We start from the raw sequence: 12,395 nt of genomic DNA on the forward strand, positions 1-12,395 counted from the left end.
CCTCCAGGATCGAGGCGCGCTTCTCGCGCTCGGCCTACATCTGGCGGGCCATGGCCCCGGCGAGATCGGCCGGGAGCACGATATCCTTGATCTCGATCCGGTTGATCTTGACGCCCCAGGGCGAGGCCGCCGCATCCATCACCCGGAGCAGGCGTTCGTTGATCTCGTCACGGTGGGCGAGGAGCTGGTCGAGATCCATCGCGCCGACCACGGTGCGAATGTTGGTCATCGTCAGGGTGGTGGCGGCGAGGTCGAGGTTCGAGACCTCGTAGGAGGCGCGCGCCGCGTCGAGCACTTGGTAGAACACCACCGCGTCGATGGTGACGCCGGCATTGTCGCGGGTGAAGGCCTGCTGGCTCGGCACGTCGATCACCTGCTCCATGACGTTCACCCGCCGGCCGATCCGCTCGACGAAGGGGGTGATCAGTCCGAGGCCGGCATCGAGGCTGCGGGCGTAGCGGCCGAAACGCTCCACCGTGTAGACGTAGCCCTGGGGGACGATCTTCACGCCCGCGGCCAGGGTGATGACCGCCAGCGCCGCAACGCCCACCGCGAAGACGCTCAGCCCGAACGGCAGCCCCATCGACACCCTCTCCGTCCCGGCCGCGCGTCCGGCGCGCGAGACGCAGCCTAGCAGGCTGATGCGCGCCTCGCGACCGCGGTCCCGGACAGCCGAGAAACGGGGCCGCCGCGGCCCGGCGTGAACGGGCCCCCATTCATTTCGATCATCTTTGGTTCAGGCCGCGGCGCTTAGGAAGTCGGCAAGCGTCGCGTTCGTCGTCGCTCCAGACCCTCCAACGCAACGCTTGTTGAAGAAACATTCGGCATGATCCCCGCCACCCTCGCCGCGGAAAGAAGTCCTTTCGCGCCGCTGCGGGCGGCAGAAATCCCCACCCAACCGGATCCGGTGCGCGCGTGAAGATCGCTGTCCTCGCACATCTGAAATACCCGATCGGCCAGCCCTATGCCGGCGGCTTGGAGATGCACACGCATCTCCTCACCGTCGCGCTGAAGCGGCACGGGCACGACGTCACGCTGTTCGCCAGCCGGGGCTCGGACCCGGCGCTCGATCCCGTGATGCTCTGCGATCCCACCGGGGACGCCCTCCTGGACCCGGACCGCGAGGAGGCGATCGACCGGGCGGAGCACGAGGCCTACCGGCGCATGATGGAGATGGTTGCGGCCGGGGGCTTCGATCTGGTCCACAACAATTCCCTGCACGCGCTGCCGCTGTGCGAGAGCACCCGGATCGGCCTCCCTTGGGTGACAGTGCTGCACACGCCGCCCTTCGAGTCCCTGGTCGCCGGCATCGTCGATGCCGATCCCGACATGGCCTTCCTCGCGGTCTCGCCGTCGCTGGCGCAGGAATGGGCGCATCTCGTCCCGAACGCGCAGGTGGTCGACAACGGCGTCGATCTGTCGACCTTCGTGTTCTCGGAAGAAGCCGACGTTCCGGCCTTCGCCTTCTGGTCGGGCCGAATCGTGCCCGAGAAGGGTCTGCACCTCGCCATCGACGCCGCCCGCGCCGCCGGGCTGCCGCTGACCTTCGCCGGCCCGAAGCTCAATCCCGGCTACTGGGCCGCCGAGATCGCCCCACGCATGGGGCCGGACCTGACGCATCTCGGCCATCTCGCGCACCGGGATCTGGCCCATCATCTCGGCCGGGCGCGGGTCGCGATCGTCTCGCCCCGCTGGGAGGAGCCCTTCGGCCTCGTCGTGGCGGAGGCGCTCGCCTGCGGCACCCCCGTGGCCGCCTTCCGCCGCGGTGCCATGCCCGACATCCTGGACGCGTCCTGCGGCCGCCTCGCCCGTCCGGACGATCCGCAGGATCTCGCGGTGGCCATCCGGGAGGCCGCCGGCCTGTCGCGCCGGGCCTGCCGCGACCGGGCGGAGGCGCTCTACGACGCCACCGCCATGACAGGACGCTACCTGGAAGCGTACGATGCGGTGATCGCGCGCTGCGCCGAGCGGGCGCGGCCCGCCCTGCGCGTCGCCGGAGGACGCGGCTGAGCGGCGCAGATACGCGCGCCGTGCCGCATTTCCGCACCCGAGCCCGGAGCCCGGCGGCTCGACGCCCCGCCCCCGACCTCCGCGGCGCATGACGGTGCCACGGGAGACCTGACATGACCACGGACGCCGACCATCCGGCCCCCCTGCCCTGCGTCGTCTGCATTCCCGCCCGGAACGAGGCCGAGCGCCTGCCCCGCCTGCTCGCCTCCCTGGCCGCGCAGGAGGGCGTCTCGGCACGGGCGCCCCTCAGGGTTGTGGTTCTCACCAACAACTGCACGGACGGGACCGTCCAGGCGGTGCGGGACGTCGAAGCCTCGGGCATTCTCGCAACCCTCGCCCTCCGCCTGACCGACGTCGAGCTGGCCGGCGCTGAGGCCCATGTCGGCACGGCCCGGCGCATGGCGCTGGAGGCCGGGGCCGACTGGCTGGAGGCCGACGGACAGCCGGACGGAATCCTCCTCACCACCGACGCGGATGCCCGCCTGCCCGCCGACTGGGTGACGGCGAACCTGCGCGCGCTGGAGGCCGCGGACGTCGTCGGCGGCCGGCTCGTGATCGACGAGGACGGCACCGCGGATCCCGACCTCGTGGCCCTGCACGCACGCATCGAGCGCTACTGGTCCGGTGTCCGCCGCCTGGAGGATCTCCTGGACCCGCCGCCGCACGATCCCGCCCCCCGCCACGGCGACCATACCGGGGCGAGCCTCGCCGTTCCGGCCGTCCTGTACCGGGCGGTCGGGGGACTGCCGGCGCTGCCCTGCGGCGAGGACAATGCCCTCGTCGGGCTGCTGCGCGCCAACGGGGCGCGCCTGCGCCACTGCCCGGAGGTGCATGTGCTGGTCTCGTCCCGCCATCAGGGGCGGGTCTCGGGGGGCATGGCCACCGAGATGCTGCGCCGCGCCCGTGTCCTTCACGGAGAGGCCTACCTGCTGCCGGAGGCCGCCCATTGGCAGGCGCTGATCCTGCCCCGGGCGGCGCTGCCCCCGGGCTTCCATCTGGACCCCGAGGCCCGCGTCGCACCCTGCGGGCGGTTAGGGCTCCCCCCGGGGAATCTCGCCTCCGTCGGGGGCCTGCCCCAACGACATCGCCTTCGTGGAGCGGGCCGACCGCATCCTCGAATCCCCGCAGCGCGCCCGGCGCGGGAATGTCCCTTGGATCAAGCGGTCGCGGATCTAGACGCCCTCGCCCTTTCCCTGAAGGCCGCCGCGTGACCCGCGGCATCGGTATGGTACGTCCACCACCAGGGCGCCGGCCATCTCCAGCGCGCCCGGGCCGTCGCGGGGGCCCTGCCTCGACCCTGCACGATCCTCGGTACGCTCGCCGGCTTCGACACCGCCGGCCTCGACGTCGTCGACCTGCCCGATGATCGCCCCCTCGGCGCCGCGGCCTTCGACGGCCGGGACGGCGAGGCCGAGCGGCCGGAGTCGCTCCACTACGCCCCTCTGAACCATCCCGGCATCCGCGCCCGGACGGCACGCATCGCCGCCTGGGCGGAGCGAACGGACCCGGCCCTGCTCGTGGTCGACGTCTCGGTGGAGGTCGCGCTCCTGGCGCGCCTGCTGTCGGTGCCGACCCTGGTGGTGCGGCTTGCCGGAACGCGGACCGACCGGCCACACCTCGAAGCCTTTCGCAGCGCCACGCGACTGCTGGCGCCCTTCCCCGCCGCGCTCGACGGGTCGTCCGTCCCGGACTGGGTCCGGGCCAAGACGCTGTATGCGGGCTTCCTCGGCGCTCCGGCCCAAGGGCTCACCGAGGGCAGCCGGGACATCGTGGTGGTGTTCGGCCGCGGCGGCACGGGGGGCAGCCTCGCGGATCTCGCCGCGGCGGCGCGGGCGGTGCCCGACCGGCCCTGGCACGTCCTGGGGCCGGTCTCGGGCAGCGGCGAGACGCCGGACAACCTGCACCTGCACGGCTGGGTCCCCGACGTCGAGGCGCGGGTGGCGCAGGCGGCGCTGCTGGTTGGCGGCGGCGGCGACGGTGTGGTCGCGCTCGCCGCCGCGCAGGCGAAGCGCTTCCTCTGCCTGCCGGAGGAGCGGGCCTACGGCGAGCAGACCGAGAAGGCGGAGGCGCTGGCGCGGCTCGGCGCCGCGATCGTCCATCCGGGCTGGCCCCCGGCCTCGGCCTGGCCGGGCCTGATCCGGGACGGCCTCGCCCTCGACCCGGCGGTGATCGGCGCCCTGCACGATCCGGATGCGGTCCGGGGCTGCGCAGCGGCGATCGAGGCGTTGGTCCGGCACCTCTGAATGATCGGCCCGTGACGGTCCGGGGCGGGCGTCCTTGCGGACGCAACGAGGCGGGAGAGCGAACTCCGTCTCCAAACGCACCGCCGCCGAAGCGAAGCTCGCTCCGGCGGACGTGTTTCAGGTTGGGCTCAGGAGATCAGATCGAGCTTCGCAGCCTCGATCCCGTCGGCGCGGATCGCGTCCGGCAGCGAAGAGAAGTCACGATATCCTGCCTCGCGCGCCATCGCGTCGAGGGCCGTCTGCTCGTCATCGGCCGCCCCGGTCCAGAGCACGGCGCCGCTCTTTGTCTGCCTAATCTGGAAAATGCTCATCGATCCCTCCCCGGTCGCGAAAAGACCTTCACAGAATTAACGTCGCCGTTCGTCGCCGGTTGCAGGGGGACCGAACACAACAGCCGCGGTTCGTCGGCGCCAATCCCCTGCGGCGCGAGGCCCGGCGACGGCATCGCGCAATGGCGCTATTCTCATCCGCATCCAGGATGACTCGCCATGAAAACGCCGACCTGCCCGGCGAGGGAGAGACAAGATCAATCGAGCGCCGATTGTGAGGCCCCCGTCGTGAAGTATGTCCGTTGGCGCGCGTCCCGCCTCAGTCTCCTGTGCGGGCTCGCGATCCTAGCCGCGGCGCCGGCCCGGGCCGTCGAGACTGCCGCCGTTCCCGACGCGGCCGCCATCGCCCCGGCGGTGACCGTCGTGCCGGCCGAGAGCCGCGAGATCGTCGAGCGGGCCGTCGTCACCGGCACGCTGGTCCCCCGGGACGAGATCCTCGTATCCCCCGAAGTCGAGGGCCTGCGCATCACCGACCTGCTCGTCGAGGAGGGCGACCGCGTCACCAAGGGGCAGGTCCTCGCCAAGCTGTCGCTGGAGATGATCGCCACGCAGGAGGCCTCCAACGCCGCGGCGATCGCCCGGGCCGAGGCGGCCATCGTCCAGGCCCGGAGCCAGATCGTCCAGGCGGAGGCCGCCAACGTCGAGGCGCGGCAGTCCCTGGAACGCGCCCAGGCGCTGGCCAAGACCGGCAACGCCACCGCGGCCGTGCTGGAGCAGCGCGTCTCGGCGGCCCAGGGCGCGGAAGGGCGCCTCGCCGCCGCCAAGGGCGGTCTGCAATCCGCCCAGGCCGACCTCGCCACCGCCCGCGCCGCGGGCTCCGAGATCGCCCTGCGGCGGGCCCGCACCGATATCCGCGCCCCCGAGGCCGGGATCATCAACCGCCGCACCGCCCGGATCGGGGCCACCGCCACCGCGGCGGCCGAACCGCTGTTCCGGCTGATCGCCCGGGGCGAGATCGAGCTGGAGGGCGAGGTGCCCGAGACGTCCCTGGCGCGCCTCCAGGTCGGCAATCCGGCGAGCCTCGACCTCGACGACGGCCGCCGCCTCGCCGGCACGGTGCGCCGGGTCTATCCGGAGGTCGACCGGGCGACGCGGCTCGGCAAGGTGCGCATCCGCCTCGGCGACGATCCGGCCCTGCGCATCGGCGCCTTCGCCCGCGGCAACGTGGAGATCGCGCGCCGTACGGGCATCGCCGTGCCGGTCTCCAGCCTGCTCTACGCCGCCGACGGCCGCGCCAGCGTCCTCGTGGTGAAGGACGGGCGCGTCGAGGCACGGCCCGTGACCACGGGCCTCTCCGCCGAGGGCTTCACGGAGATCCGCGCGGGCGTCGCCGCCGGCGAGAGCGTCGTGGCCCGCGCCGGCAGCTTCCTGCGCGACGGCGACCGGGTACGCCCCGTGCCGGCTGCCGCCAGCAGCACGCCGATCGCCGACGCGGCCCCGCGGTAGGACGAGTCGAAGGATCCGGCCATGCGCCTCAACGTCTCCGCCTGGGCGATCCGCAAGCCCCTGCCCTCGGTGGTCCTGTTCCTGGTCCTGATGATCCTCGGGCTGGTGAGCTTCCGCTCGCTGCCGATCACCCGCTTTCCCAACATCGACATCCCGATCGTCTCGGTGACGATCACCCAATCGGGGGCGGCCCCGTCCGAATTGCAGACCCAGGTGACCAAGTGGGTCGAGGATTCGGTCGCCGGCGTGAAGGGCGTCAAGCACATCCTCTCGACCATCACGGAGGGGACCTCGACGACGACGATCGAGTTCCGCCTGGAGGTAAACCAGGATCGGGCGACCAACGACGTCAAGGACGCCATCGCCAAGATCCGGCAGAACCTTCCGCGCACCATCGACGAACCGATCGTCTCCCGCGTGGAGATCGCCGGCCTGCCGATCATGGTCTACGGCGCCTCCGCGCCCGCCATGACTCCCGAGGACCTGTCGTGGTTCGTGGACGACGTGGTCGCCCGCGGCCTGCAGAGCGTGAAGGGCGTCGGCGGCGTCGAGCGCCTGGGCGGCGTCGCCCGGGAGATCCGCGTCACCCTGAAGCCCGACCGGCTGCTGGCGCTGGGCATCACCGCCGCGGACGTGAACCGGCAGCTGCGTCTGACCTCGGCCGACATGGCCGGCGGCCGGGCCGAGGTCGGCGGCCAGGAGCAGTCGATCCGGGCGCTCGCCGCCTCGGCGAGCCTCGAGACGCTGGCCAAGACCTCCATCGTCGTGCCGGGCAACCGCAAGGTCCGCCTCGACGAGCTGGCGACCCTGTCCGACACCGCCGAGGAACCCCGCACCTTCGCGCGCTTCAACGGCGAGCCGGTGGTCGCCTTCGCGATCTCCCGGGCGAGCGGCGCCAGCGACGCCGACGTCTCGGTGGGCGTCGCCAAGAAGATCGCGGCGCTCCATGCGGCGAACCCGAACGTGCGGTTCGACCTGATCGACACCAGCGTCGTCAACACGATCGGCAACTACCACTCGGCCATGATGGGCCTGATCGAGGGCGCAGCCCTCGCGGTCGTGGTGGTGCTGCTGTTCCTGCGGGACTGGCGGGCGACGCTGATCGCCGCCGTGGCGCTGCCGCTCTCGGTGCTGCCGACCTTCTGGGTGATGAGCGCACTCGGCTTCTCGCTCAACGCCGTGAGCCTGCTGGCGATCACCCTGGTCACCGGCATTTTGGTGGACGACGCGATCGTGGAGATCGAGAACATCGTCCGGCACATGCGGATGGGGAAGTCGCCCTACCGCGCGTCCCTCGAGGCCGCCGACGAGATCGGGCTCGCGGTCATCGCCATCACGGCGACGATCATCGCGATCTTCTCGCCGGTCTCCTTCATGGGCGGCATCGCCGGCCAGTATTTCAAGCAGTTCGGCCTGACCATCGCGGCGGCGGTGTTCATGTCGCTGCTCGTGGCGCGGCTGATCACGCCGCTGCTCGCCGCCTACTTCCTGCGCGACCACGGGCCGGACCACGAGCGGGACGGCTTCGTGATGCGCGGCTACACCCGCCTCGTCGCCTGGTCGGTCCGGCACAAGCTCATCACGCTGGTGCTCGGCATCGCGTGCTTCGCCGCCTCGATCGCCTCCACGGGCCTGCTGCCCGCGGGCTTCCTGCCGGCGGAGGACCAGGCCCGCACCCTGTTCGTGGTCGAGCTGCCGCCGGGCGCCCGGCTCCCGGACACGGTTCGGGTCACCGACCGCATCGAGGAGAAGATCCGCGCGCTGCCCGAGGTGAAGAGCGTGTTCGTGGACGGCGGCCGCCAGCTGCCGGCCAAGAAGGAGGTGCGGCTCGCGAGCCTGACCATCAACCTCACGCCGAAGAACGCCCGCCACAAGACCCAGAAGCAGGTCGACGCCGAGGTCGCGGCGATCCTGCGGGAGGAGCCGGACCTGCGGTTCTGGGCCCTGCGCGAGGGCGGCCAGCGCGATCTCGCGCTGATCATCGCCGGCCCCGACAAGGCCGTGGTGGCGGAGGTCGCCGCCAAGCTCCAGCGCGAGGCCCAGCGGGTCCCCCACCTCGTCAACGTCATGTCGACGGCGCCGCTCGACCGGACCGAGGTGCGGATCCGGCCGAAGCCCGCGGTGGCGGCCGACCTCGGCGTCAGCACGGACACCATCGCCGAGACGGTGCGGGTCGGCACGATCGGCGACATCGGCATGAACCTCGCCAAGTTCAACGCCACCGACCGGCAGGTGCCGATCCGCGTGCAGCTGCCCGAGCGCCTGCGCGGCCGGCTCTCCGATCTCGAGACCCTGAAGGTGCCGGTCAAGGGCGGGGCCGCCGTGCCGCTCGCCACCGTCGCCGATATCAGCCTCGGCCAGGGCCCGACCGGCATCGACCGCTACGACCGCGCCGTGCGCGTCGCCCTCGAGGGCGACATGCAGGGCACCGATGCGCTCGCCGAGCTGATCACCCAGGTGATGAACCTGCCGACGGCCAAGAACCTGCCGCCCGGGGTGACGATCAGCCAGACCGGCGACGCAGAAGTCATGGGCGAGGTGTTCGAGGGCTTCGCGCTCGCCATGGGCGCCGGCCTGATGATGGTCTTCGGCGTGCTGATCCTGCTGTTCGGCAACTTCCTGCAGCCGCTGACCATCCTGTTCTCGCTGCCGCTCTCCATCGGCGGCGCGATCCTGGCCCTGCTGATCTGCCACATGCCGATCTCGATGCCGGTGGTGATCGGCATCCTGATGCTGATGGGCGTCGTGACCAAGAACGCCATCATGCTGGTGGATTTCGCCGTGGAGCAGATCCGCGCCGGCGTCGACCGGAACGTCGCCATCGTGGATGCGGGCCGCAAGCGCGCCCGACCGATCGTGATGACCACCATCGCCATGGCGGCCGGCATGGTGCCGTCGGCGATGGCCTACGGGATCGGCGGCGAGTTCCGCTCGCCCATGGCGGTGGCGGTGATCGGCGGCCTGATCGTCTCGACGGTGCTGTCCCTGGTCTTCGTGCCGGCGATCTTCGTCCTGATGGACGACCTGTCGCGCCTGCTGAAGCGCCTGTTCGGCCGCTTCGTGGGCGAGCGCGACGACCCGGAGGATGCCACGACCTTCGACCCGGCCCATCCGGCCAACGACGGGCATCCGCTGCCGCCGCGGATCGCCGCGGAATAGGACCCACGCGACGCGGTGCATTGCGTCCCGCGCCGCGATGGGCTGTGACTCCCCCCATCGAATCAATGGAGACGCGCTAAACGATGTCGGGTGGTCACGGGGCGATCGAAGGGTCGAACAAGCGCGTGGCGCTGCTGATCTCGGTGCTGGCGCTGTTCCTCGCCTTCAGCGAGACCTTGGCAAGGCGTCCCAGACGGAGTCGATCGGGGCCAATGTCGAGGCCGCAAAACAATGGGCCTATTTCAGGCCCGCACCATCCGCTCCACGGTGCTGAAGACCGCCGACGAGGCCCTGGCCCTGCTTCCGCCGGGACCGAACCAGGACGCGATCGCCGCCAAGCGTGCCGAGTGGGCCAAGACCCTGACGCGCTGGGAATCAGAGCCCGCCACCGGCGAGGGGCGCAAGGAGCTGACCGCCAAGGCCCGCGCTTCGGAAGGCCGGCGCGACCTCGCGCTGCTGCGTTACCACCATTACGAATTGGCCTCGGCGGCCTTCCAGATCGGCATCGTGCTGGCATCGGCCGAGGTCATCACCGGCATCACCCTCTTGGTCTTCGCCGGCGGTTTCCTGGGTCTCGCCGGAGCCGCACTCCTCGGCTTCGGCTATCTCGCGCCGCATGCCCTGCCGTTCTTCCACTGAGGAATCGCCCCGCGAGTCAGCGGCGTAACGCCACCCTCGCGTCCGATTGATCGGCCGCGCCCGTCCATGGGCTGGACGCGCGCGCCGGAAGCTGATCGTTTCGGCACATTCCAGGGGGGAATGATGTCAGCTCATTCGGAAGACCAGGGCCGCCTGACGCGGCTCGCCAGCGCGATCTTCCTGCACACCGAGCACGCGATCTACGCGGCGCTCGGTCTCCTGCTCGCCCTCACCGCCATTGTCGCGCTGGTCGATGCCGCGGGGCTCACCTGGGAGGCCATGCGGGCGCTCGGCGGCGCCCAGCAGATCCTGGAGGTGATCGACCGGCTGCTGTTCCTGCTCATGCTGATCGAGATCCTGCACACGGTGCGGGTCTCGATGCGGTCGGGCACCCTGACCTGCGAGCCGTTCCTGATCGTCGGGCTGATCGCCTCGATCCGGCGCGTCCTGGTGATCACGCTGCAATCCTCCGAGATCATGCACGCCAAGGACTGGTCGCCCGAGAAGCAGGCGCTGTTCCAGGCATCGATGATCGAACTCGGCGTGCTGGCGGGGCTGATCCTCACGATGGTCTTCGCGATCTTCCTGCTCCACCGCGCCCGCGACGACGGGCGGCCGGCCGGCGAGGAGAAGCCCGCCGGCGAATCCTGACGCGGCTCACCCGCTCCGGGTCGCTGCGCTCCGTCCGCGATGACGGAGCGAAGACCGCATGCGCGCTCAGTTCATCCGCAGGATCGCCGCGTTGAGGAGCGTCGCGAAGCCCACCCAGGCGGCGTAGGGCACGAGGAGCCACGCGGCGATCCGGTCGAACCGCCAGGACAGCCGGATGGTCCAGAGCACCGTCACGAGCAGCATCGCGACGACAATGAGCCCCGCGCCGATCGCGTGGGCGGTGAAGAAGACGGGCGTCCAGGCGGCGTTGAGCACCAGTTGCACCAGGAAGGCCGCCAGGGCGAGCCACCAGCCCGTGCGGCTCGGTCCGGTGCGCGGCATGGTGCCGAGCAGCCGCCAGAGTGCGATCGCGATCATCGTATAGAGGATCGTCCACGCGACCGGGAACACCCAATTCGGCGGGTTGAAGACCGGCTTGTTCAGGCCGGCATACCATCCCGGGATCTCGGCCTGGGTCGCCATCGAGCCGACCACCGCGGTGGCCGCCACCGGCAGGATCGCGGCGGCGAGCCGTAGCCAGCGCGACAGAGGCGCCCCCTGGGGGACGTGTATGGCGGCCGTCATGATCGTTCGTCTCCACCGGGCAGGGCTTGCGGGCGTGGCTTGCAGGCGCGGGTTGCGGGCGTGGCTTGCCGGGGCCCACGCGCCGTGGCACGCGGCCGTCTCCATCCGCCGAGAATCGCCAGATGTCACTGCCTAACGCGCCGCAGGGTCCGTCGGATAGCCGCAGCGACGCTGCGCCGGAATTCACGCCCCGAACCCTGGCGGCCCAGGCCATGGGCCGGATCGAGCCCGGGACGCGGGCGGTGGTCATGCCGCTGCACGTCTCGACCACCTTCATCCGCGATCCCGACAACGGCTACAGCTCCGGCTACAGCTACGCGCGGCCCGACAACGCCACGGTGCGCGAGGCCGAATCCGTCCTGGCGATGCTGGAGGGTGCGGAGGCCGGCGCGCTGCTGTTCGGCTCCGGGATGGCGGCGGCGACCGCGGTGTTCGGCGCCCTGGAACCCGGCGACCACGTGGTCGCCGGCACGGTCATGTACTGGGCGCTGAAGCGCTGGCTGCGCGAGGAGGCGCCCCGGCGCGGCCTGACGCTCACCTTCGTGGACACGGCCGATCTGGATGCCCTGCGCGCCGCGGTCGCGCCCGGCCGGACCCGGCTCGTCTGGATCGAGACCCCCGGCAACCCGCTCTGGACGGTGACCGACATCGCCGCCGCCGCCGAGATCGCCCACGCGGCGGGGGCACGGCTCGCCGTCGATTCCACGGCCGCCTCGCCGGTGCACACGCGTCCCCTGGAACGCGGTGCCGACATCGTGATGCACTCGGCCACGAAGATCCTGAACGGCCATTCGGACGTCGTGGCGGGCGTGCTGGCGGGCGCGCGGGCCGACGCGTTCTGGGATCGGATCCGGGGGATCCGGGCCGGCAGCGGCGGTATCCTCGGGCCCTTCGAGGCCTACCTGCTGATGCGCTCGCTCCGGACCCTGCACCTGCGGGCCGCGGCACAATCGGCGGGTGCCCTGCGGCTCGCCGAGCGCCTGAGCGGGAACCCGCTCGTGACCCACGTCCTCTATCCGGGACTGCCGGACGATCCCGGGCACGCGATCGCCCGCCGTCAGATGCGGGACGGGTTCGGCTTCATGCTGTCGATCCGGGTGGCCGGCGGCGAGGCCGGCGCCATCGCCACGGCGGCGCGGGTGCGGCTCTGGAAGCGGGCGACCTCCCTCGGCGGCGTCGAGAGCCTCATCGAGCACCGCGCCTCGGTGGAGGGCCCGGGCAGCCCCTGCCCGCCGGAACTCCTGCGCCTGTCCACGGGCATCGAGGACACGGAGGACCTGTACGGCGATCTCGACCAGGCTCTGCGCAGCGCCCACGGGGGCTGATTGTCGAG

General features: G+C 71.5%; 7 protein-coding genes and 4 pseudogenes. 8 read left to right on the forward strand and 3 right to left on the reverse strand.

Going from position 1 to position 12,395, the window contains the following annotated elements; all coding sequences use genetic code 11:
* Nucleotides 1-37: 37 nt before the first annotated feature.
* A pseudogene (locus I53_RS18590) lies at nucleotides 38-583 on the reverse strand (SPFH domain-containing protein); the annotation flags it as partial.
* A gap of 332 nt (nucleotides 584-915) precedes the next feature.
* Between I53_RS18590 and I53_RS18595 the strand changes: the two are divergent.
* The 3 genes and pseudogenes from I53_RS18595 to I53_RS18605 all read left to right on the forward strand — a co-directional run bounded on the left by I53_RS18595 (nucleotide 916) and on the right by I53_RS18605 (nucleotide 4,253).
* Nucleotides 916-2,010, forward strand: a complete 1,095-nt coding sequence (locus I53_RS18595; protein ID WP_043353349.1) for a glycosyltransferase family 4 protein — start codon at nucleotides 916-918, stop codon at nucleotides 2,008-2,010.
* Between the two features lie 113 nt (nucleotides 2,011-2,123).
* Nucleotides 2,124-3,221 (forward strand): annotated as a pseudogene (locus I53_RS18600) (glycosyltransferase family 2 protein).
* Nucleotides 3,218-4,253, forward strand: a pseudogene (locus tag I53_RS18605) (glycosyltransferase). Before I53_RS18600 ends, I53_RS18605 begins: the two co-directional pseudogenes overlap by 4 nt.
* 128 nt (nucleotides 4,254-4,381) lie before the next feature.
* On the opposite strand, the gene I53_RS18610 reads toward I53_RS18605, so the two are convergent.
* A complete protein-coding gene (locus tag I53_RS18610; RefSeq protein ID WP_043353351.1) occupies nucleotides 4,382-4,564 on the reverse strand; it encodes a hypothetical protein in 183 nt (60 codons plus the stop codon).
* A gap of 177 nt (nucleotides 4,565-4,741) precedes the next feature.
* Here I53_RS18610 and I53_RS18615 point away from each other — a divergent pair, with 177 nt between their 5' ends.
* From I53_RS18615 to I53_RS18630, 4 genes and pseudogenes are all read left to right on the forward strand, one after another.
* Nucleotides 4,742-6,028, forward strand: coding sequence for an efflux RND transporter periplasmic adaptor subunit (locus I53_RS18615; protein ID WP_043353353.1), 1,287 nt, complete (start codon nucleotides 4,742-4,744; stop codon nucleotides 6,026-6,028).
* A 21-nt stretch (nucleotides 6,029-6,049) separates the two neighbouring features.
* The gene (locus I53_RS18620; RefSeq protein ID WP_043353356.1) at nucleotides 6,050-9,187 is read left to right on the forward strand and encodes an efflux RND transporter permease subunit; all 3,138 of its coding nucleotides are present in this window, start codon (nucleotides 6,050-6,052) and stop codon (nucleotides 9,185-9,187) included.
* An 83-nt stretch (nucleotides 9,188-9,270) separates the two neighbouring features.
* Nucleotides 9,271-9,826 (forward strand): annotated as a pseudogene (locus I53_RS18625) (DUF4337 domain-containing protein).
* Between the two features lie 123 nt (nucleotides 9,827-9,949).
* Nucleotides 9,950-10,477 carry a phosphate-starvation-inducible PsiE family protein gene (locus I53_RS18630; protein ID WP_043353367.1) on the forward strand — a complete coding sequence of 176 codons (528 nt, stop codon included), beginning with the start codon at nucleotides 9,950-9,952 and terminating at the stop codon, nucleotides 10,475-10,477.
* Nucleotides 10,478-10,543: 66 nt separating this feature from the next.
* On the opposite strand, the gene I53_RS18635 is transcribed toward I53_RS18630, so the two are convergent.
* Nucleotides 10,544-11,062, reverse strand: a complete 519-nt coding sequence (locus tag I53_RS18635) for a TspO/MBR family protein (protein ID WP_043353358.1) — start codon at nucleotides 11,060-11,062, stop codon at nucleotides 10,544-10,546.
* A 122-nt stretch (nucleotides 11,063-11,184) separates the two neighbouring features.
* Between I53_RS18635 and I53_RS18640 the strand changes: the two genes are divergently transcribed.
* Nucleotides 11,185-12,387, forward strand: coding sequence for an aminotransferase class V-fold PLP-dependent enzyme (locus tag I53_RS18640; RefSeq protein ID WP_043353360.1), 1,203 nt, complete (start codon nucleotides 11,185-11,187; stop codon nucleotides 12,385-12,387).
* The last annotated feature ends 8 nt before the right edge of the window (nucleotides 12,388-12,395 follow it).

It is taken from the genome of Methylobacterium sp. B1, assembly GCF_000333255.1.
Lineage (GTDB): Bacteria > Pseudomonadota > Alphaproteobacteria > Rhizobiales > Beijerinckiaceae > Methylobacterium > Methylobacterium fujisawaense.